The organism is Streptomyces sp. NPDC031274 (assembly GCF_055570235.1).
On the sequence record NZ_JBVIHP010000041.1, the window covers coordinates 38,868 to 59,634 of the forward strand.

Sequence of the window (20,767 nt, forward strand, 5' to 3'; positions counted from 1 at the left end):
CCTGGAATTCGCCGTGTCCGGTCAGGGGCGATGTCGCGTCTAGCCGAGGTAGCTGATCTGCAAAACGGTGACGGTCTTGAGGGTGTGGCCGATGAACAGGACTGCGAAGGCGTGTTCGGTGACGGTCATCCGCACGAGGTCGTCCTCTTCGCCGTAAGGCTGTGTGGCGCCAAGGGGGTCGTGGCATGCGGCGGCGAGTGCCTGGCTCAGTTGCTCGCTGACCTGCGCGGGGAGCGCGTCGTGAACTGCTTCAACCCCAGGGTCGTACTTGAGCCGGTGCATCACTGGTTTCCTTGGATTCCGGGCATCCCGAAGGACGCGATGAAATCACTGGACGGCGGGCAGTGACTTTAAGACGACTCACCGTAGCGGGTGCAGGGGGTGGAGGGGGCGACTTCTTTGGAGTCAGGCAGCGCCTTGGTCGCGCGCCCGCTCAGCCTCTGCCAGGACGCGGTCGGTGACGTCGATCCATTCGCCGGGGGGCTCTTCGCCGCGGGCGTCGTAGGCGGCGAGTTCGCGGCCGCGTTGTACGGAGGCGAGGGTGTCCCTGGCCACGCGCTCCCATCGGGCGAAGACGCCGAGGAGTTCATGCGCGGGCGCTCGGTTGATCTCACTGAGGAAGCGCTGGGCGAGGGCAGGGTTGCCGAGGGCGTCGCTAATGGACTCGATGGTCCATGGCTGGTCGCTCATGCCGTCCTCCCGTTGCGGTTCTCGACTGAGTTCGGGGATCTGAATCCAGATGAGTTCGCGGTTGACAATCGGATGGTACCGCCCGGCCGCCCGCCCGGTCGGGTAACACGGGATTAGCAGGCTGCGGTGTCCGGCCGGGGATGTTCTCGTTGTGCCGGGCATGAGCGATCTCGCTGCCGATGTTCCGACCGCCGACGACCCGCCGGCCCCGCTGCTGCCGGTGCTGTCGCTGGCCGAGGCACAGGAGCTGCTCGGGGTGCTGGCCGCGGTGATGAACGGCGGCCAGCCGGACGTCGAGGCTGCAGGCCGACTGCTGTCGAACCTGGCCGCCAGGGTGCCGTCACGGGGATGAGACGCCCGACCTCGGCCCGGTGGCTAGAGCGGCCAGGAGTTGGCCGGAGAGTCGAGCCACGCGCGGGTGCCGTCCGGGGCGACGGTCAGCCCGAACCGCTCGTGTCCGGGCCGGTCGCGCTCCACCCACCAGGCGAACGCGGCGTCTACCTCGTCCCACAGGCGGCGTGGCCCGTGCTGCCATACAACGGTTTCCACGCCGTCGCGGAAGAAGACGCAGGCCCATGACTTGTCGCGGGGCCCGTAGAGCCAGATGGGGCGGGCGCCGTCGCGTTTGTCGGCGACGACCTTGACGACGTCGCGTACGCGCAGGCTCACCGCCCAGTGCGCCGGGTCGAACTTGCCTGTGGTGAAGGCGCCTTCGCCGACGCTGGCGGTGCGTTTGTCGCCGTCGCTGATGCTGGCGACGAAGTCCGTGTGCACGATGTCGGGGGCGCGCTGGGCGCGAGCCTTCATGAACTCCACGGGCCGCACGAAGTGACCTTGTGCGGTGCCGCCGCGGACCGTCAGGCGGGCGACGGCATCGGCGTTGCTGTAGTGCGTACCAAACGGGGCGACGATCACGCCGCCTGGTTTCGTGATGCGGACCAGGTGGCCGAAGTCCCGCAGTCCGAACGTGATCAGGACCCGGTCGAAGGCACCGACGACGTGGGCGGTGGCATCCCCCTCTACGAACTGCGGGCGCAAGCCCATGCCGCCTAGCCGCTCGCGGGCCGCACGGGCCACCGCGGGGTCGACCTCGGCGGTGGTGACGGCGCCGTGGCCGAGCCGGTGGGTGAGGGCAGCGGCGGTCTCACCGCTGCCGGAACCACCGTCGAAGACGCTCATGCCCGGCTGTACGTCGAGATCGGCCAGCAGCCGGTAGACGACCGAGGGCATCGAGCTGGAGGACGTGGAAACCTTTCCGGGGCCCGGGCCCTGGTGGTGGCCGTCGTCCCACTGCGTGACGATCGGGATGTCCATATCGGCGTGCCCGTACCAGGCGCGTGGGTTCTCCCGGCGGTCGATGGTGAGGCTCTGGCCGCTGTCCATGTCGTAGGGCCAGATGACATCGGGCAGGAAAGCGGCTCGGTCGACGGCCGCGAACGTGGGCGCCCACTCGGCAGTGAGGGCGCCCGCAGACATGAGCAGACGCCCCAGCCCGGTACGGCTGGGGCGCTCCTGATACGCGGCCGTCCTCACGCCGCTGCTGCCCCATCGGGCTTGCGCGCCTTGCCAATGCCGGGGCCGCCATCAGGGCTGGGCGGGTCCTGCGGGCCGGGCCAGGGCTCCCCGGGGAGGCCCGCGAGTACTGCTGCTGTGGTGACGGGCATGGTTCGCTCCTTCTCACTGAATGGTGCGTGCCTGCCGGGCCAGCTGAACGAGCCGGACCCGGAGGGCTTGTGGCTGCTCCCCTTCACGGGAAGGGGAGCAGCCGGTGACCCGGCGGCGACGGGGGACGCCTCCAGACCTCCCGCCCCTGACCAAAGGGGCGGGAGCTGAACCAGCGGCGCATGGGAGCGTGCGCGCCACGCGCCGCCGGAACTGGCCGCACCGGCAGGTGCGGTCTCATCTGGTGGTCGGCTGACGGCTTGAGTCAGCTGGCCGGTACGGGGGAGCCACTGGGCGCGGCCGCTGAGACAAAGGCGAGAACTACGGCGGACCTTCACGACTCTGCCGCCGCGATGCGCTCGGCACGCGTACGGGTCACGCGTAGCCCTTCGGGGTCGGCGGCCGTCCACTCCAGACCGCCCGGCCCGCGCAGGAGCGGCACCCCGTCGTGGAGATCGGCAAGGACGGCCCGGCAGTGGGGCGCGTACTCGACCTCGTCGCCCACCTGTGGGCGCGGTGCGGCGCTCACCGCTGCTCCTCCGGTTTTGACCGCCAGCAGGGCCCAGACGCGCTTGCCGCCGGGGAGGCGGGTGACGTCCCAGTGCTCGGTGAGCGCGTCGATCAGGAGCAGCCCGCGGCCGCCTAAGTCGTCGGTGTGCGGGGCGCACACGACCGGCAGGTCAGGCGACGAGTCCTCGACGGCAACCAGCAGACGGTCGATGTGCGGGGGCTGGACGATGACGCTGATTGAGTCCCCGTCTGCGTGGCGCACGGCATTGGCGACGAGCTCGGAGATCACCAGCTGTGCCGCATCGGCGTAGTCCTCCACGCCCCACGCCTTGTAGGCGGTGCGGACCAGACGCCGGGCCTCGCCTGCGGTCTGCTCGGCCTTGGCCAGCGTGACGTCGTAGCCCGGGTGCTCTGGCTGTCTGGCTGCTGCCATGGTCATGATCACACCTTGGGTGGGGACAGTGCCGCGCCCCGGATGGGGGCCCGGTGGGGCCGTACGCACCAGGTAACGCCGGTAGCGGGTAGGGGGGTTAGGAGCTAGGCGGCGTCATCACGGTGTCTCCCCTAGGGGGTTTTGACGACTCGTTTACCTGACGGTTCGTGTGCAGGGGTCTACGGTGCGGTTATGGACACCACGCGCAACGTGGCCCTTGAGGCGTGGATGGACGAGCACGGCCACAGCTCCAGCAGCCTGTCGCGCGAGCTGAATTCAGCCCTGGAGCGCCTCACCGGGCACCCCGGCAGGTTCGACGGCCGCACGGTCCGGGAGTGGCGCTCGGGGCGCGCCCGCTGGCCCAACGCGGCCACACGTCGGGCGTTGGAGGATGTCACCGGACTGCCCGCTGTCGCTCTAGGGTTCGTGCCGCGGGGCCGGGTTCAGTCCGCCCCCGCCCCACCGCAGGAGGACCCCATGAAGCGCCGCACCATCGTCGTTGGCGGAGTTGCGGCAGTGGCCGCCGCAGCCGCTCCCGGAAACGCTGCGGCCCGCCGCATCGGCATGAGCGACGTCGAGCGCTTACAGCTCACGTTTGCCGACGTCATCGCCAGCGACCACCGCCACGGTGGGAATCCCGCCATCGAGCGGCGCGCCGTGGCCCTTGCCACCGAAGCGCTGAACCTCCAGAACTCGGGCAGCGCGACCCAGCGGGTACGCAGCAGCCTGTACGCATGCGCTGCCTCCTTCCGGTCGTCCGCGATGTGGGCGGCGATCGACGGCCGCCGCTACACCGAGGCGATCGGGCACATGCGCGAGGCCCAGGCTCTGGCCGAGCTCTCCGGCGACCAGGCGATCAAGTTCCGCATCTGGTCGCACGCGGGCAGCCTGTACCGGCACATGGGGCGTCCCGCCGACGCCTTCGCCGCCAACGACGTCGCCCGGGGCCTGTACATCACGCGCCGCGACCCCCTGTTCGCCTCGCTGGGCACGGCCCGTCAGATGGCCATCCAGGGCGTCGTGCAGGACCGCAATGGCCTGCACCGCGCTTTCGATCAAGCACAGAACGCCATGGACCGCGCCGACCCGGGTGCCTACCGTCCCGTGTGGCTGCTCGCCTTCTACGACGAGGCCGAGCTGCACTCCCTTGCCCTCTCGGCCCACTTGTCCCTCGGGGACTACCCCACCGCCGAATACCACGCGCACCGCAGCCTGGCCGCCCTTCGGCCGTACATGCGCCGGTCACGGGCGATCACCACCAGCCGCCTCGCCCACGCCCAACTCGCCCAAGGAGCAACCGACGCCGCCACGGCCACCGCGATGTCCGTACCGCCGGACGCCGCTACCCACCACGCCCGTGTATCGAGGATGCTTCAGGAGTTCGGGGCTGCGCTGCGCGCCACTGCGCCGGGCAGTTCCACCGCACACGCCTGGACCGAGCACACTGCCGCCTGGAGGGCCACGACATGACCACGGCACCCACGATCGACCTCCGCACGTTCACCGAACTCGACGCCGCCCGGGGCGACCTGCTCGACGTGTACGCCGAGGTGCGTGCCCCGCTGCTGCACCTGCCGAACTACGCGGTCACCGTGTTCGGTGAACGCCTGGACCGGCACGGCACCGAGCCCGGGTTCGTGGCCGTCCTTGCCTACGCGGACGGACAGCCGGTCGGCTACGCCTACGGCAACACGATCGAGCACGGCGACCGGTACTGGCAGCGCACCAACCCGGCGCCGGCGGCAAAGTACACCCAGCGCCCGACCGTGGCATTGAAAGAAATCGGGGTGAGTCCCGCATGGCGGGGCACAGGCACCGCGCGGCGCATCCATGACGCCCTGCTCGCCAGTCGCGACGAGCCGTACGTGACGCTCATGGTCAACACGGCAGCCGGTGACGGCAAGGTCCACTCGCTCTACCAGTCGTGGGGGTACGAGGACATCGGGCAGAGCCAGCCCTCAGCGGCCTCACCGGTCCTCACAGTGATGGTCCGTCCTTCTCGCTGACCAAGCGAGGTCGACAAGGTCGAAGCGACCAGCTACGTGGCGGCCGTCCGTGAGCGTCCAGATGTCACCACGTTTCACAAGGTGTCACCTTCGCCTGCCAGATCGTCGCCGAGGCCGAGCGTAGTGAGCTGCTGCGCGGCGTCGAGGACGGACTGGCGGCCTGAGGGCCCTTTCGGGGCGAGGAAGCGGGCGCCCATGTTGTCCATCGGGCTGAAGTAGACCATGGCTGTGAACCAGGTCCCGGCCTTGCGCGGATGCTTCAGGCTCAGCAGGTTCGCGTAGGCGTACACCGTGCGGTGAGCGGGCCGGTTGTCGAGCTCGCCGTAGGGCAGGACGGCGCGGAAGGGGTAGGGAAGCGACTGCTGCAGGACGCAGACCCCGGCGGCAGCCCAGGACAGCGCGGTCTCCAGGTCGCCACGGACGAGATCCGCCTCGTTCTCCACATCGTTGGGGTCGAAGTCCTCGTCCTGGTCGGCGAGGTCGGCGAGCTCGTAGGCGATGGTGGTGTACGCGTCGAGATCGCGAGGATGCAGTCGGCGGCCTCCGATCGTCACGCACGCCTTCTCGTACGCCTCGCCGGTCTCCTCGTCGGGCGTCCAGACTCGTTCCATCGCCCATTCCGGGCGCGGCGGCAGCTTCGCGATCTTCCGTTCCAGCCGGGAAAGGCCCCCCGGCTCGTCTTCGAATCCGGCGTAGTGCGCCGCCGAGTCGAACATGTGGAACTCGGGATCCTGCATCCAGGCCAGCAGCGGCCGGTCCAGCCTCGCCAGCGCCTCCGCTGCCAGACCAGTCGGCGCCAACCACGGCATCACACCCTCCAGGGCTGCCTTCTGAGTCTTCGCATCCAGGCCCACACTCAGCGTCATGAACGCGAGTATCCGCCGTCGGCACTACTGCATTCAGGCTCTTGCCGAACTGTCACCCGGGACGTGAGTTGAGCGGTCAATGCCCACCGTTCGGGGCATTGACAGCCGCAGCAGAGAGGGAAGCAGAAGGCGGATGTGCTCGGTGATCCAGCGCGGCCACATCACGACGTCATACGCTGGCGCCCTGAGCAAGGGGAGGTGTTCAACGCAGGGAACATCTCCCCTTGCGTGTGGAAGCCACAACGCGCTGGCTGATCGGAGTCAGCCTGCAGGCGCTTGCCCGTGGCTGCCGATCGGCGGCGGGGCATCCGCAGTCCGACTGGTGACCTCTCCGCTGGGCTGTCGTGCACCCGGCCGCCCTGTATTGGCAGGCAATGTCCCAGGGCGAAGCGCTCCACGTGATCAGCACTGCCCCCCAGCTGTACTCCGGCACCGGAGTGTCCCCCCTCACCCCCTACGCGTGATCCCAGGTCATCAAGACGAAAGGTGCGGCGGTGGCTGAGCAGCGGAAGCCGGAACCCCGGGAAGAAGACCGTGGAGGGAAAATGAGCAGACAGCCGACTCCACAGACGGCCCCCGCCAGGGGGACAATGCGGAGCATGACGCGGCGAGCACGAGGACCTGAGCGGGATATAGAAGCGTTGCTCGACTCCGGCGACACTCCGCTTGTGGTCGATCCTGAGCTCCCCGACCACGTGCGCAAGTTCCTGCACGAGACCCCGCTGTCGGTCCTCAAGAGCTACGGCGATCCCGCGCTTCCGACCCCATCACCCCTGTGGGACGCAGGTCGCTATTTCATCCGTTTCGTCGCCCCGCTGGGCGCGGCGACGGGCGTGTGGTGGACGCTCAACAGGAGTGCGGACAACACAGCCTCCGCCGAGCACACCACGAACACCGGAGCTCTTCACTACGTGTTCAGTCGCGCCGCCGAGTGGGTCGGCAGTGTCCTGCCCGCGGCTACCTGCGTCGCGGCCGTTTGCGTCATCTTCCTGACCATTAATGCGAACGGCAAGGCGCGGAGGTGGCGGGAGGCCAAAGCGGCACGGCAGCGGTACGTGCTGTTCTCTCAGCTCACCGGCAAGGCCGCGGCCCTGCTGCGGCGAGCGAGTGGCGCTGCGCGTCGGATCCTGCGCTCCGAGGTCCACGCCCGCGATCTGATCGACCGGCAGCACGCACAGCTCCACCTCCCTGCGCAGGTGTGGGAGGTTGCCCGCTCACTGGCCCAGTACAGCCGCCTCGTCGACGAGACACCCGACATCAGCGAGGCAGCAGCACGAAAGAGCGCACTGGCCACCGGGCTCGGCGCCATCGAGCGTCAGGTCGAGGCCATCGAGGCGTACGCGGCGCAGACGGCTGAGGCCGACGCCCGTCTGCATGAGCTGCAACAGGTCGAGCGGCTCGATAGGGACAGCGGCGAGCTGCTCGACTTCCTGGCCTCGACCGCGCGCGCTGACGTCGCCGTCGAGGGTCTGGACAAGATGTCCAGTGACGCGGCTGCGGTCGCTGACCGGTTCACCACGGCGCTGATCGCCGCGAAGGAAGCAGCAGCACAGGCTCTCCCCGCTGCCCCCTCTCGCCCTATCAAGGCCTCCTGAACTGCATTAGTGCTCTTCGGCCCGGGCCTCGGTAGCCAGCTCCAGACAGCGGGCGCTGCCCTCTGTGTGCCACGCCAAAGCCGGGTTCTTGCGATGACCGTGGTCAGGACACTCGACGTTGGGCGCGATCCCGCCGCACGGCACAGGAGCACGCCCGGCTGCTCGCGACGTACGGGATGGCGTGATGGTCCATGATTCTCCACTCTCTCCACGTACGTGGAGGATATGGAACAGGCACTTGTAGGTACTCATCCCTCTTGTCCAGCCGGAGCACCGCTAGCTGCACGTTTGCGGCCGCTTCTCACCGTTCTGCCCGTGGCTTCTCATCAGCATGTCCGGTTCTCCGTTGCCGACGATGAGTCAGGCAACAGTCGTTCGGCTCGTACGTCTGCCGCCTCGATGCCTGCAAAGAAGTGATAGGCATTCCCGCGCCCTGCAACGCTGGCCAGTTCGGTGAGCTGAGCAGGTTTCATGTTCCGCGTGGCCGTGCGGCGGAACTTCGTGAGCTCGTGGGCCACCGCTTCTCGCAGCACATCATCGGCGCCGCGCTCGTCGAGGCACTGGAAGATTCGCTCCCGCAGGTCGCCGTACTCAAGTTCGTTGGCGAGCAGCGATGCCAGAGCTACGCGCCCGACTCGGCGTCGTGCAAGCCGCTTCTTGATGAACTTCATTGAGCCTCTCCTCGGACGGGTGCTGATGACGGTATGGGCTGTGCCGAGAGCCCGATTCCATTTGAGGAACCAGAGAGGTTGATCGTGTCCTGTCGCATCGGAGCTATCTCTGGATCTTGGCCTGAGCTGCTGGTTCGCCAAGTGGATCGAGAACACACCTCGCCGGATTCTCAACAGGCGTGGCTTCGGCGGAACCCCTGATGACCGTCCGTCGCTCTCGGCTGGACCGTGCACCATGGTGGGGTGATGAGTACCGAAGCAGAACCGGTCGAACACGATGACCGGTGGATGGTGAATCTCCGAGGGCAGGGCGTTGTTGGGATCACTGTCGACTACCGCCTCACGCTGGCCCTCGACGAAGGTTGGGAAGTCGTACTCGAGACATCTGCTCGGCTCTCATCCGGCTCGGCCCACACCGATTCCGGCGTGCTTCTGGTGCCGGAGACTCAGGACGTGGCCGCAGTTCTCCCGCTCTTCGGGGCGAAGGTCGTCTCTGTGGTCGCCTTCAAGTCCGGCACGCTTCGGATGGTGTTCGAGGACGGCACACATCTGACGTGTCCAACCGATGCGGCGTTCGAGGCGTGGCAGATCACCGGACCTGGAGGATGGCGGTTCGTGTCTCTGCCGGGAGGCGACCTTGGCGTCTGGTCCGCCTCAGTGGCGAATGAGAATCCGCAAGGTCGGTCTGCAGAGTATTGAGAATCTGCCAGCTGGAGTGCGACGGGACAGATCGGTTTCTCATCGGTCTGTCCGGTCGGACAAGTGCCGGACAAGCCGATGAGAAACCGACAGATCAAATGAGTCCCTACAGCACTTACAAGACGCGGCGGATGGCCCAGTCGTATTGGGTCCAGTAGCCGGTGGTGACGGGGGTCGTTTCGATGGTCTTGCCGGTTCTGGGGGCGTGGACCATCTTTCCGCCGCCGATGTAGAGGCCGACGTGGCCCCAGTTGCCGTCGTTGTTGAGGACGATGATGTCGCCGGGTTTCATCTCGCTGCGGGAGACGGAGCCTTTCAACCCGCGCATGGCCTGTGAGGTGCGTGGCAGGGTGATGTGGGCGCCTTTGTAGAAGGCGTACATCAGCAGTCCGGAGCAGTCGAAGCCGCCCTTGGTGGGGCCGCTGGTGCTGCCGCCGCCCCAGACGTAGGGCACGCCTTGCTGGGCGAGGGCGGCCTGGATGACGTCTCCGGCGCGGCCGCCGACGGCGCTGTTGTCGGTGGAGGGGGCGAGCTGGTCGTACTGGTGGATGAAGCCCAGCACCTTGTCGGCGTACCAGCCGGCGTTGTTGTAGCGCAGGATCGACCTGCGCAGCTGGCCGTCGTCGCCGAGGTTCTTCTTGCCGGTTCCGCACAGGTGGGCGGCGGTGCCCAGCGCGGCGTCGAAGGCGTTGTGCGGGTCTTTATCGCCGTCGTTGTTGCCGTCCTGGCCGGTGCCGCCTTTCCAGGTGGAGGGCAGGAACTGCATGGGCCCCACCGCCCGGTCATAGGTGGTGTCGCCGTCCCAGGCGCCGCCGTCGGTGTCGGTGAACGCGGTGGTGTTGCCGCCGGCGCCGCTGCCGTCGAGGCGGGCGCCGATGATGCGGGGTGTGATCGCTCCGTTCGCGGTGACCTTGCGGCCGCCGGCGTGGTTGGACTCGACCTTCCCGATTCCGGCGATGACCGACCACCGCACCCCTGAACACTTCGGCCGCACGCTGCGGATGCGGTCGGCGGCGGAGCTGTAGGCGGCGAGCATCACCGGGTCCACGCCCGCCACCTTCGCGGGCACCCCATGCCCCAGAGCCGGGGCGCCGCCGCCTGCCTCCTCCTCGTGCTCGGCGGCTCCGCCGGCGACGGCGGCGACGAACAGGATGCACAGTCCGAGCACGAACGCGATCGGGCTGAGGAGCAGGCCGGAGGCGAACAGCGCCTTCTTGCCGCCGGTCACGGGCGGCCACCGCTGCGACGGCGGGGAGCGGGGCGCGCCAGCAGCCGTGGTGCCGGAGGCGGCGGGGGCGGGTTGTTGCCGTTGTTCCCGTTGTTGTTGTTCCCGGGCAGCGGCATGCGCAGCTGGATGCGGGCCAGGCGCCGCTGCAGCGAGGCCTGGCGGTTGCTGGCCGGCGGCTGCGGGACGCGCGGGGGCACCGGGCGGCGCCGTGGTGCGGGCGAGGGCGCCACAGCAGTGGGGCGCGCGGGCCCCGTGGTGCGGACGGGCGCGGCGGGACGTGCAGGGGAGGGGCGGCGCCCGGTGCGGGCCGGCGCCGTGTTGGGGTGCTGCGACGGGGTGTAGCGGCCCAGCGGGCGTCGTCCGCGGGCGATGCGTCCGGCGGAGCGCAGGTTGTGCCAGTACTCCTTGCCGAAGTTCTGCACGGGCGGGGCGTATTGCTGGTGGACCTGGGCCAGGCGCTGGCCGAGCTGCTGGACGCTGCCGGTGACCTGTCCGGGAACCGCGGCTGCTGCCGCGGCCGTGCGGCGGGCAGCTCTCGGCCCGTACACCGGAAGTCCCAGTGTGGACTTCAGGCCGAGCTTGGTCACCGCGAGGCCGCCCTTGGCGGCCGCCTTGGTGGTGTGGGCCGCTGCCTTCGCGGTGCCGCCGATCATGCGTCCCGATCCGCGGGCCAGGCGGGCGGCCAGCGCGGTGGAGCCGCGCGCGGATCCGAAGGAGGCGCCGGCCGCGCCGCCGCTGGCGGCCATCGCGCCGAGCATCATGCCGCCTACCAGCAGCTTGCGGCCGATGCTGCGCCGCGGTCCCTGCTGGGGCAGTTCGGAGGGCTCGCTGCCGCCGAAGATGCTCCGGTTGAGGCGGGAGCGGGCGCGCGCGGTCGCGTTCTCGGTGGCCCTGGCCAGGCGCTTGCGGTAGACGAACGCGGAGATGCACACGAGGTCGATGACGATGAAGCGGATGGTGACGCCGCCGGGCAGATCCTTCTCGGGGGCGTTGATGATGGCGGTGATGATGACGATCAGCACGCTCAGGGCGAGGACGGTGACGACCATCAGGGCCAGGGAGCGGGCGATCGAGGTGGCTCTGGCCCACAGCCAGGAACGCCCCGGACCGGGCAGCACCCCGATGACGAGCGCGACCTTGGCGATCATCGCTTCCTTGGCGATGCAGAACTGCGCATAGAGGAAGCTGCCGTCGACGACGGTGATGAACAGGCAGGTGAGGAACGCGGCGAGGAGCATGAAGAACGCGCCGCCCACTTTGTCCATCGAGGCCTTCTTCAAAGACGCGGTGCTGCCCTTGACGCAGGTCTTCTCGAACTTCGTGACGGGGCCGGCGTCGTCGACCGCCTTCTCCTTGATGAGTGCATCGGTAGGTTCCGTGAGGTCGCCTACGATGCCGCCGAGGGTGTCGCCGACCCACGGGATCTTCTCCTTCATCCCGTTCTCCGGTTTGTCCAGCAGCTCATCCAGGTACTGGAGGGCGACGGCCTGCTCGATGCGCGATTCCTGGAATTTCTTGGCGCAGGAGCCTTCGAAGGTCTGGCCGTAGGAGAGGAGCATCGCGGGGCGCACGACGAAGGCGTCGGCGAGCGCGTCGGTGATGGGGCGCGACAGTTGGTGGGACTCGTCGCTCTCCCACCCGTTGTTGTCCTTGCCGGAGTTGGAGAGCGTGGTGGCCTTGTCGTTCTTGAGGTCCTGGTTGTCCAGGACCAGGGCGGCGACCTCGACGGCCAGGGCGCGGGTGGTGGCCACGGCACCGTCCTGCTCGGAGAGCAGCATCTGGGGCGGGGCGGCCAGGGTGGTCACGGCGAGTGCGGAGATGACCAGGGCGGCGGCTGCCTCGCCCCAGCCGCGGGCGCGCTGCCCGAACATCAGATGCCATCCCGCGATGCATCCCGCATAGGTCAGGCACAGGCCGGGCAGCCCGATCTGCACGACGACGTTGGAGTACAGCGCATCGGAGACGATCAGCGCCGGTTTCAGCAGCAGCCCGGCGAGCTTGAAACTGAGTGACCAGGCGATGAGGAAGCACGCGAAGCTGACGAGCCACTTCGTGCCGAGGAAGAGCATCTCGACCAGGAAGGCTTCGATCTTGAGGTCCCAGTCTTTCCAGCTGCCGGTGTCGGAGTAGATCCGGTAGAGGGAGACCGGGTTGCCGTACTGGTCGGTGACCTCGAATGCGGAGAGCACGCCGCCGTTGCGGCGGTCGTTCTTGTACTGGGCGATGCGCTTGTTCCAGTCCGCGAGCCAGGTCGCCCGCTTGCCCGCCCGTTCCTCCTCCTTGTCCTCCTTCGCCTTGTCTGCGGCGGCGTCCTCATCCCCGTCCGGGGCGTAGGGAACGGCCGGTTCCTCGCGGCGTTCGTCGGGCGGCAGCAGGCCGGGGGCGGTGGGTTCCAGGCCGGGCTCGTACTGGGAGGGCGAGGGAGCGGGCGGCGGCTCGGGAGCTGCCCCCGCGCTGCCGGCCAGCAGCAGCGACAACAGGGTGGCGAGCAGCAACAGCCCCGCTCCTGCGGCGAAGGCACGCCGCGGGCTCGCCCAGGTCTTGGCGCCGCTTCCCAGCCGCCGCCCCAGCACCCGGGCTCGGGCGCCGGCAACGTCGATGGCGTTCATACGGCGGCCAACGGCTGGGAGTGGATGGCTTTTGCGGCCGCCGTGTCGGCGGGGATGAGGATCTGCATGCCGCCGATGCGCCCGTTGAGATCGCGGTGCAGGCACTCGCCCGCCCGTGCCGCCTTTTCCTCGTCGTCGACGTTGATGGGGGACAGGCCCGTGGTGACCACGGTCAGCAGGTCCTCGTCGTGCGGGTCGCAGCCCAAAAAGCGCAGGCCACGGCGGGCGAGTTCGCGGTCGGTGTGGCGGAAGAGGAACTTGCGGGGGATCAGGCCGAGGATGACCTGGCCGATCTCGCTGTCCTGGGGCCCGATGTCGTTGGGGTCGTGCGAGCCGACCAGCGCCGCCGAATTGTGCTTACGGCCATCGCGGACGACTTCCAGCAGCAGCTCGCAGCCCTCGGGGGAGGAGGTGAGCCACCAGCACTCATCCCACACGACCGCGGTGAATTCCTCGTCGCGCTGGAAGGCGATCTTCCTGCACAGGGCGGCGATCAGATACATGGCGGCGCGTCCGAAGGTCTTCTCGAACTCGAGGCGGTCCAGGCGCGAGCCTTCCAGTTCGCGCTTCTTGGGCAGCGTGAGCGAGGCGACGGAGAACACCACACTGTCGGCCTCGCTGGTGCGCACAACGGGCAGCGTCTCGTCGAACAGGGCCCGGCCCAGGTCCTTGCGGGCCACCGCGCCCAGACGGCGCGCCATCGTCTTGGACGCCGGATCCTCCGCGCCGCGGGTGGCGAGCTCCTCGGCCAGGACCCGCATCGAGGCCCGCGGCGCGGCGAGCACGGAGGAGATCGCCTCCGACAGCGCGATGCCCTCATCGCTCATCGGCGACATGCCCAGCAACAGCGTCAGGAAGGACTCGGTGAACCGCTGCGCCTCCTGCGGGTTGTCGAAGATCCGCAGGGGATCGAGAGAGACGGAGGCGGTGTTGTCGATCGTGATGACCTGCGTCTCGCCGGGGCAGGCCTTGGCGAACTTCACCCATTCCTGCTTCGGCGTGCGGTCCACGATCACCGCACGGCCGCGGCTGCCCCGCACCCCCTTGCGGCGCCCGGCGGCCAGAATCGCGTACACCGCCGCCTTCAGCGCGACGGACTTGCCCGCGCCGAGCTCGCCGCAGTACGCCGCGGAGGCGGAGGCGTTCTCCCGCGGCGCCCGCGCGAAGTCGATCAAAACGGGGCGCATGCCGCCGCCCGCCAGCTGCAGCCCGTACAGCGGGCCGTTGTCATCGCCCAGACCGCTGCCGGAGAAGGGCCCGCTCATCGCGAAGTCCCGGGCGAGCAGGTACTGGGCGTACTGAGTCATGACGCGCGGGGTGCGGGCGCCGGGCAGCATCCCGTACCAGAGGTTCTCCATCTCCCCGCGCGGCCGGTCGAAGACGTACTCGTTGCCGCCGAAGTGCCCGCGCAGCTCGGTCGCGCGCCGCTCGGCCTCGGCGGGACTGTCGCCCCACACGCACAGCGTGACCATGGCCCGCACCTCGACCTCGGAGGCCGAGGAGCTCAGCCGGTCGCGGTACTCATCCATCCCGCTGGCGGCCTTCTCCACACTCGCGGGCACCCCGGCCGTCTCCGCCTCGTATTCGCTGTACTGGTTGGCCAGTTCACGGGCCTGGCGCCGGGACTTGGCCTCGGCACTCGCCCCGCCCTCCACGGCCAGGCGCACCACCCAGTCCACCGGGTAGGGGAACTGGTCGACGTCGGCCAGGTACTCGCTGCCGGGAAAGATGAAGGACTCGGGCATCTGGGACAGGCCCAGCAGCGCCTGGTAGGAGGTGCCCCACTCGGTCGTCGACTCCAGCCAGCGCCGCTCGAACGACGGCGCCTTCGCCTTCGCGTTACTGCGCCGGCTCTTCTGCGCGGGCGGCTGGCGGCTGATGCCGCCCTCGGCGAGGATCACCTGACCCAGCGCGGCAACCGAGCGCCCCCGCCCACGCGTTGCATGGCGCCTGGGGTCTTCGGGCAGCAGCGGTTCGATGACACCGCGGCGCGCGCTGTGCCCGTAGATCCACATGATTTCGGCCTCGCTGGCGGGCCGCATCCGCACGGCCGAGGGCCAGGTCGCGGCCATGTCGCCGGCCTGCACCAGGCGCTCCAGCTCCTCGGCCGCGGACACCGGCGCGGGCAGCAGGCCCAGCTGCCAGGCCAGTTCCGCCTTCGAGGCCCGCACCGCATCGCTCACGGCCTGGCGCCGCGAGGTGGGCAGCTTCACCGCGAGCCAGTCGGTGCGCGCGGTCAGCTCCAGCTGCTCCAGCTGGTCCAGCACCCGGTGCGCCAGGGCGGTGTAGCGCTCGGAGGCGGCCAGATTTACCCCGGCCGTCATCTTCTCCACCACGCTGGCGGGGTTGACCTGCGGGCACAGCGACAGCAGCATCGACTCGCCCTCAAGCTGCTTGACCAGCGACTCCAGGCCGCTCAGACGCTCCTTCTTCGCGCGCCGGGAGGCGTTGGCGTGCGCTGAGCCCTCCACCCGCCAGATCGCCCACACGCTGCCGTGCACCGTCCAGGTGACGTTGCCGGACATGTGCCGTACCGGAACCCGCATGACGCTTCCCCGTCCCTACTTCTTGTTGCTGTGCGATGTGTTGGTGTGGGCGGCGAGCCGCGCCTGGACGCCCGAGCGCACCCGCACCGGAGCGGGCGCTGTGCCTGTGACCGGCGCAGCGGCCGCCGGGCGGCGGCGTGGCGGCTGCAGTCGCGTTGCGTCGTGGCCGTTGCCCGGGGCGGGCTGGGGGCGGACGCGCCGGGCCGGGATCCGGTCCACCACCGGGGCTGTCGCCGGTTCAGCAGATGCGGCCGCTGCGTCCTGAGGCGGACGCAGGGTGAGGGTGCAGCCACCGCGGACCGATGTCCGGCGCGTCAGCGCCTTGACCGGACGTCCGCCCAGGCGCCCCTCGGCCGGGGAACCCAGCACGCCGAGCACGCTGCCGGCCACCGCCAGCGGATTACGCCCATCGACACTGACCCGCCGCACCGCGAACGCCAGGCCCAGCGGCACTCCCACGGCGATCAGCACGTTCAGCACGGACCCGAAGTGCGCCCACACCGGGCGAAAGAGCAGCAGCAGCGCGAACGATGCGGCCGCGACGACCAGCTGCGGAATCGTGTACGGGCCACCCCACAGCCGGCCGCCGCCCGGCAGGGTGCCGACCACCAGAGGATGTCGGCGGGCCTTGGTGTAGCAGCGCCCGATGAGCGCGTCCTCGACCTCGGTGCTGAAGGCCGCCTCCGTGGCACTCACGGACGCTCCTGCACGGGCACGACCAGGACGTGCCCGCTGGCGCTGTCGATGTCTTCGCCGGTCTTGTCGCGCAGGGTCTCCATGTTGGCAATGCCCCACCAGATCGCCCCGGCCATCACCGTCGCCACCAAGGCCTTGAGCGGGGACTTGGTCTGCCCCCAGACGTAGAAGACGAACAACGCTCCGGCGATCGGCGGGGCGAGGTTGACGAGGATGCCGTTGACGTCGCCGCCGAGCGAGGTGACGTCCTCAAGCACGCCCGCGGCCATCGTGAGGTTGTTCATTACTTGTGTCCCTTCACAGAGGCGCCCAGGGCGGGCGCGGTGGCGAGCGCGGAGATCTCCCAGCGCCCATCCCGCGCGGTGAGCGCGAGCGCATAGGTCAGCGGCCGGGTCTGTCCGGCGTGGTCGGTGGCCTCCAGGTCGACGAGCAGCTGACGCCGCGTGCCCTCGGCAGTGGCCGCGCCGGGGCGGAACTCACCGCCGTGCTCGGCGAGCTGAGTGACCTTGATTTCGCTGTACGGGGCGGGCGAGACCGCATTCAGATCGGTGCCGGGCGACAGATAGCGGTCCAGCTCGCCCGTGCCGCTGAGGTAGGCGGCCAGGAAGTCGCCCACGGCGTCGGTGGCGGGCTCGTCCTCGTCCGCGGGCACCGGGTGGCCGTAATCGAGCTCCGGCGCCTCACCCGGGTCCGGCGCGGCGACCTCGGCCGGCAGCGCGGCGGCGACATACCCGCCGCCGGAACCAGCCGACTTCACCGCAACCTGGAAGTACCGCAGCACCTCACCAGCCGCCGCCTGCGACGAGTCAGCGCCGCTCGGCCCCTCCTTCTTCGCCGAGCCCTTGGCACCGGTCACGCGTGCAGCCACAGTCACCGACCAGTAGCCGCTGGAGGCTTCCTTGACCTGCACCGTCGCCAGCCGCTCCGCACGCTGGAGATCGGGCTTGGCGTCCAGGACGACGTCGCGCACGCCCGGGAAGTACGGCTGCAGCGAGGCCTCACTGCCCTCCCCGGCCTTCACGTACGCCGCGACGTACAGCTCGGCGAACCCCGCTGGCCCCGCCGCATCGCGCGCCACCGCCGGTGCCGTGGCCTGCGGCTGGGGTGCGCCCACCGCGGACGGGGGCTGCGCCAGCGCATACAGGCCAAGGGCCGGGCCCGCGAGCAGCAGCGCCCAGGCCGCCCACCGCACCAGCGCGGTCAGGTTCGCTGCCGCGCCACTGGACACGGTGGCCCACCCGGCCGCAGTCTCCGCCGCGAACTCCGCAGGCACCTGGTCCTCATACCGGTCCTCGGCCAGGGCGGGAGCCTTGCGCCAGGACGCCCTCACGCCCCGGCCCCCCGCTCACCGTCGCCCGCATACGCGCCCGCGGCGCCCACCGCCCGCAGCGCCGTCTTGCCCCCACGCATCTCACCGACGTACATGTCCGGCGCGCGGGACTGCAGCTCACTGATGCGGGCCCGCAAAACACTCTCGGGCAGCGCACGCAGACGATCCGCCAACTCCTGGCCCTCGTCCGCGTCCTCATCCACATACGCCCGAAGCGCCTCCACCGTCCGCTCGGCGAACGGCTCCTTCACCAACGCCGCAGCAACCAGCATCGCCCGCCGCTTGATCGCCACCAGCCGTTGTTCATCCGCCTGCAGCTCCACGCCGTCCCGCTCCTCACTCATCGCGTAACACCTCGCTCCTCTCGACCCGCCGCACCGGGCAGCACCCGCACATGACGGGAAGGGGAGGCGGCTCAGGGCAGATGTGACAGCCGGAGCCGAGAAACTTTGAAAGACCCCGCACCCGCTCATGCGGCGGCCGCCCACATCGGGGCCGCGGTGCGCAGCCGCACCACGGCGCGCCTGCGCTTTTGCCGGATGGCCGCCGCACTGACCCCCGCCGCGCGGGCCGCCGCCTCGTCACTGACCGCGCCCGCGGCGCGGTAGTGATCGGTAATCGCGGACACGGCATCGGTGGTGAGGACCTTCTCTGCCAGCGCCCAGACCAGGAGCTCGACCAACTCGCCCCGCGCGCCGGCGAGTTCCTCCACCGGTTCCTCCGCGCTGTGCAGGCCGACCGCCTGGGCGGCGCTGGCCAGCAGCACGACCTCGGCCTGCGCCACCGGATCCGCGACATCGCAGGCCACCGGGGTGCTCTCGCCGGGCAGTTCCTCGCCGCTGGGAGCGAACTCCCGCCCCAGCTCCCGCGAGACCAGATGCCACAGCTCCAGGCGCAGGTCCCGTGCCAGCTGCCGGCGGCGCCGGGCGACCGGGAACCGGCGCACCACCTGATACAGCGACGCAATGACCAGCTGGGCCACGTCGGCGAACGCCTCACCATCCCGCAGACACCGCCGCGTCATCCGCACCGCGCCGGGCAGCATCGCCTGCACCACCACCCGCGCCGCCAGCTGCGCCTGCTCGCCCTCGCCGACCGCCCGCTCGAGGAGGACGGTCAGCCAGAGATCACTGAAGCGCCATCCCTGGTCCTTCGAGCGCTGCTGCAGATGGTCGTGGAGCTGGTCCAGGCGGTGCGGCGCGTTCTCGTCCACGACGCCCGCTTCGATCAGCCAGCCGCGCACCTGGGCGGCAGGGGCGGTGCGGTCACACAGCCAGCGCCATTCGGCGTTCAGGCGATCGACCACATGGGTGTCGAGGTGCGAGGGGTTCACGGCAGGCGCCTTTCGGATCAACTGCCGTGAACCATCGCCATCGCCCCTTACCTGACTGCTTGCCCAATCACGGCAAAAACCCAGGTCAGAGCCGGGTAATCGCAGATTCACCAGGGCGGAGCACACCTGGGTAACCGGATGCGGGCATCAACGACCCTGACTACCGGCCCTGGGGAATGGGCCAGCCTGCGTTACCTGCGCCCGTGAGGCCTTTGGGGGCAACGGGGCCGACGTAGCTGTACCGGTAACTCCGGTAACGTCTGGAGCCGTTGGGGGCTCTGCGAGAGCCTGCGCTCTACCGGAGCGTCTTCCTGGGCGAGACTCTGACGGTGTGCCAAGGAAGCCTGCGGCGATGCGCACGGCCGAAGAATCTCGCGTGAGGTAGGCCGATGCCCCCAGAACGTGTGACGGCTGCTAGGACGGACCAGACTCCGGGGCGTGTGGCCGTCACGCCTACCCGTCAACCTCCCGACGTAGGCGGCCGGTTCTGGATCTGCGACAAGCCCGATGGAAGTTCTCTTGCCTGCCTCGGAACCGAGAGTTCGGAGCGGTCACGAGGATCCGACCGCCTGCGAACGACTCCAGCGTGCACGCGGCGGCCGTGATCGTCTTGCCCGAGCCAGTCGCCGACACGATCGTGCCCCGGGGAATCCTGTGGGGCACAGATGACCTTGCAGGGAAGCTCAGCCCCTTGAGAAACGCGGATCGCTGATCTACCTGGTGTCGGCTGGCGGGGGCTTCGTCGAGCTGACAGAGAGCAGTAAGGAGAATCTTGTTGACCTGTCGTTAGCGATTCTCTTAAGATGCCCTGGTGGCTTCTGAGGCGTTGTTCGTGATGATTCATGTGGGGCAGAAGGTCGGGCACCAGCGGAACCTGGAACACGGGATGGCGACGCGTTCCTGGGGTTTTCCGAGGAAGCCAGACTGGTACGGACGGCGGGACCCGGACTTCGCGGTGCTGGTGACCGGGGCGGCGCCGCGGGTGCAGCCGGGGGAGTGGGAAACGAAGTTTGTGCGGATGGTGCTGTGCAAAGTGCAGGTCGGTGTGTACGAGGGCACGGCGCCACACTGGCCGGACGAGGCCGCCGAGGAGCGGGTCATCTACCCCTACCGGCTCGGCCTGGAGCCGCTGGCCGTGCTCGACGATGTGCCGCTGGGCCCGGACGGTCCGCTCAGCGCGGAGGCGTCGCACGCGGCGCGCCGGTCGGGGACCCAGCAGGGGGTGGGGTACCTGGTGGCGATGGACCCGCAGCCGTTGTTCGACGCGGCCGGCATCGAGGCCGACTGGGCCGCGGACCACGACGTCGCACTCGCCGCGACGCCGGGGGTCACGCCTGAGCAGTTGGAGGGCCCCAACAGCCCCCGGCGCGGGCGGCGGGGTGCGGGCCGGCAGATGGACCCGGAAAAACGCAAGGCGGTCGAGCTGCACGCCGAGGAGAAGGCCGTCACCCACTACCAGGATCCCGAGCGGGGCTGGACGGCGCACAAGGTCGGCAAGCCCTACGACCTGCGCCTGGAGCGGGAAGGACTGGAGCGGCGGGTGGAGGTCAAGGGCACCACCGGCGCCCCCACCAGCGTGGAGCTGACCGTGAACGAGGTCTTCCACGCCCGCGATACCCGCCACACCGTCGACCTGTTCATCGTCAGCGACATCAAGGTCACCAAGACGGACGGCGCGTACCACTGCAGCGGCGGCGACGTCCTGCTGCTCGAGGACTGGCAGCCGGCCGAGGAAGACCTGCGCCCCACCCGCTACCAGTATCTCGTCCCCCAGCCCCCCGCCGCCCCCCAGCCGTAACCGCGGCCCGGCTCGCCCGATCTGGCCCGCTGCACCCAGTGGCGCGGCCATACGACATGCACGCGCGGCATACGCGAGTGGGGACGGGCCCCTCC

Annotated in this window: 21 protein-coding genes and 1 pseudogene; 6 read left to right on the plus strand and 16 right to left on the minus strand. The window is 69.6% G+C overall.

What is annotated here, in order from left to right; all coding sequences use genetic code 11:
• Positions 1-39 precede the first annotated feature (39 nt).
• Entirely contained in the window at positions 40-282 is a 243-nt protein-coding gene (locus ACZ5CR_RS41090; protein WP_468867590.1) for a hypothetical protein, read from the minus strand.
• 123 nt (positions 283-405) lie between these two features.
• The gene (locus tag ACZ5CR_RS41095; protein WP_468867592.1) at positions 406-690 is read right to left on the minus strand and encodes a hypothetical protein; all 285 of its coding nucleotides are present in this window, start codon (positions 688-690) and stop codon (positions 406-408) included.
• Positions 691-850: 160 nt separating this feature from the next.
• Between ACZ5CR_RS41095 and ACZ5CR_RS41100 the strand changes: the two genes are divergently transcribed.
• Positions 851-1,042: a hypothetical protein gene (locus tag ACZ5CR_RS41100; protein ID WP_468867595.1), complete on the plus strand. Its 192-nt coding sequence runs from the start codon at positions 851-853 to the stop codon at positions 1,040-1,042.
• Between the two features lie 23 nt (positions 1,043-1,065).
• On the opposite strand, the gene ACZ5CR_RS41105 is transcribed toward ACZ5CR_RS41100, so the two are convergent.
• From ACZ5CR_RS41105 to ACZ5CR_RS41115, 3 genes are all read right to left on the minus strand, one after another.
• Positions 1,066-2,166, minus strand: a complete 1,101-nt coding sequence (locus ACZ5CR_RS41105; RefSeq protein WP_468867597.1) for a protein-L-isoaspartate O-methyltransferase family protein — start codon at positions 2,164-2,166, stop codon at positions 1,066-1,068.
• A gap of 53 nt (positions 2,167-2,219) precedes the next feature.
• A complete protein-coding gene (locus ACZ5CR_RS41110; protein ID WP_468867600.1) occupies positions 2,220-2,354 on the minus strand; it encodes a hypothetical protein in 135 nt (44 codons plus the stop codon).
• Positions 2,355-2,686: 332 nt separating this feature from the next.
• Complete coding sequence (locus tag ACZ5CR_RS41115; RefSeq protein WP_468867602.1) at positions 2,687-3,301, minus strand: ATP-binding protein; 615 nt, start codon at positions 3,299-3,301, stop codon at positions 2,687-2,689.
• Between the two features lie 186 nt (positions 3,302-3,487).
• On the opposite strand from ACZ5CR_RS41115, the gene ACZ5CR_RS41120 reads away from it, so the two are divergent.
• Positions 3,488-4,765 (plus strand): XRE family transcriptional regulator, encoded by a 1,278-nt coding sequence (locus ACZ5CR_RS41120; RefSeq protein ID WP_468867604.1) that lies wholly within the window; start codon positions 3,488-3,490, stop codon positions 4,763-4,765.
• Positions 4,762-5,301 (plus strand): GNAT family N-acetyltransferase, encoded by a 540-nt coding sequence (locus tag ACZ5CR_RS41125; RefSeq protein ID WP_468867607.1) that lies wholly within the window; start codon positions 4,762-4,764, stop codon positions 5,299-5,301. The genes ACZ5CR_RS41120 and ACZ5CR_RS41125 overlap by 4 nt, the downstream gene beginning before the upstream one ends.
• Before the next feature lie 74 nt (positions 5,302-5,375).
• Here ACZ5CR_RS41125 and ACZ5CR_RS41130 read toward each other — a convergent pair whose 3' ends face one another.
• Positions 5,376-6,167 carry a hypothetical protein gene (locus ACZ5CR_RS41130; RefSeq protein ID WP_468867609.1) on the minus strand — a complete coding sequence of 264 codons (792 nt, stop codon included), beginning with the start codon at positions 6,165-6,167 and terminating at the stop codon, positions 5,376-5,378.
• A gap of 599 nt (positions 6,168-6,766) precedes the next feature.
• Here ACZ5CR_RS41130 and ACZ5CR_RS41135 point away from each other — a divergent pair.
• Positions 6,767-7,762, plus strand: a complete 996-nt coding sequence (locus ACZ5CR_RS41135) for a hypothetical protein (protein ID WP_468867612.1) — start codon at positions 6,767-6,769, stop codon at positions 7,760-7,762.
• A 326-nt stretch (positions 7,763-8,088) separates the two neighbouring features.
• Here ACZ5CR_RS41135 and ACZ5CR_RS41140 read toward each other — a convergent pair whose 3' ends face one another.
• Complete coding sequence (locus tag ACZ5CR_RS41140) at positions 8,089-8,433, minus strand: hypothetical protein (RefSeq protein ID WP_468867614.1); 345 nt, start codon at positions 8,431-8,433, stop codon at positions 8,089-8,091.
• A 246-nt stretch (positions 8,434-8,679) separates the two neighbouring features.
• Between ACZ5CR_RS41140 and ACZ5CR_RS41145 the strand changes: the two genes are divergently transcribed.
• Entirely contained in the window at positions 8,680-9,132 is a 453-nt protein-coding gene (locus ACZ5CR_RS41145) for a DUF6188 family protein (RefSeq protein ID WP_468867616.1), read from the plus strand.
• A gap of 115 nt (positions 9,133-9,247) precedes the next feature.
• Here the strand turns inward: ACZ5CR_RS41145 and ACZ5CR_RS41150 are convergent, their stop codons facing one another.
• From ACZ5CR_RS41150 to ACZ5CR_RS41190, 9 genes and pseudogenes are all read right to left on the minus strand, one after another.
• Entirely contained in the window at positions 9,248-10,360 is a 1,113-nt protein-coding gene (locus ACZ5CR_RS41150; protein ID WP_468867617.1) for a C40 family peptidase, read from the minus strand.
• Positions 10,357-12,969 carry a hypothetical protein gene (locus ACZ5CR_RS41155; RefSeq protein WP_468867619.1) on the minus strand — a complete coding sequence of 871 codons (2,613 nt, stop codon included), beginning with the start codon at positions 12,967-12,969 and terminating at the stop codon, positions 10,357-10,359. Before ACZ5CR_RS41155 ends, ACZ5CR_RS41150 begins: the two co-directional genes overlap by 4 nt.
• Positions 12,966-15,494, minus strand: a complete 2,529-nt coding sequence (locus tag ACZ5CR_RS41160) for an ATP-binding protein (protein WP_468867621.1) — start codon at positions 15,492-15,494, stop codon at positions 12,966-12,968. The genes ACZ5CR_RS41155 and ACZ5CR_RS41160 overlap by 4 nt, the downstream gene beginning before the upstream one ends.
• A gap of 36 nt (positions 15,495-15,530) precedes the next feature.
• Positions 15,531-16,211: a hypothetical protein gene (locus ACZ5CR_RS41165; RefSeq protein ID WP_468867623.1), complete on the minus strand. Its 681-nt coding sequence runs from the start codon at positions 16,209-16,211 to the stop codon at positions 15,531-15,533.
• Positions 16,208-16,495: a hypothetical protein gene (locus ACZ5CR_RS41170; RefSeq protein ID WP_468867625.1), complete on the minus strand. Its 288-nt coding sequence runs from the start codon at positions 16,493-16,495 to the stop codon at positions 16,208-16,210. The genes ACZ5CR_RS41165 and ACZ5CR_RS41170 overlap by 4 nt, the downstream gene beginning before the upstream one ends.
• Entirely contained in the window at positions 16,495-17,541 is a 1,047-nt protein-coding gene (locus ACZ5CR_RS41175; RefSeq protein WP_468867627.1) for a conjugal transfer protein, read from the minus strand. Before ACZ5CR_RS41175 ends, ACZ5CR_RS41170 begins: the two co-directional genes overlap by 1 nt.
• Positions 17,538-17,885, minus strand: coding sequence for a hypothetical protein (locus tag ACZ5CR_RS41180; RefSeq protein ID WP_468867629.1), 348 nt, complete (start codon positions 17,883-17,885; stop codon positions 17,538-17,540). Before ACZ5CR_RS41180 ends, ACZ5CR_RS41175 begins: the two co-directional genes overlap by 4 nt.
• A gap of 125 nt (positions 17,886-18,010) precedes the next feature.
• A complete protein-coding gene (locus tag ACZ5CR_RS41185) occupies positions 18,011-18,874 on the minus strand; it encodes a hypothetical protein (RefSeq protein WP_468867631.1) in 864 nt (287 codons plus the stop codon).
• A gap of 543 nt (positions 18,875-19,417) precedes the next feature.
• Positions 19,418-19,645: pseudogene (locus tag ACZ5CR_RS41190) on the minus strand (hypothetical protein); the annotation flags it as partial.
• Positions 19,646-19,685: 40 nt separating this feature from the next.
• Between ACZ5CR_RS41190 and ACZ5CR_RS41195 the strand changes: the two are divergent.
• Positions 19,686-20,672 (plus strand): protein NO VEIN domain-containing protein, encoded by a 987-nt coding sequence (locus tag ACZ5CR_RS41195; RefSeq protein WP_468867632.1) that lies wholly within the window; start codon positions 19,686-19,688, stop codon positions 20,670-20,672.
• The last annotated feature ends 95 nt before the right edge of the window (positions 20,673-20,767 follow it).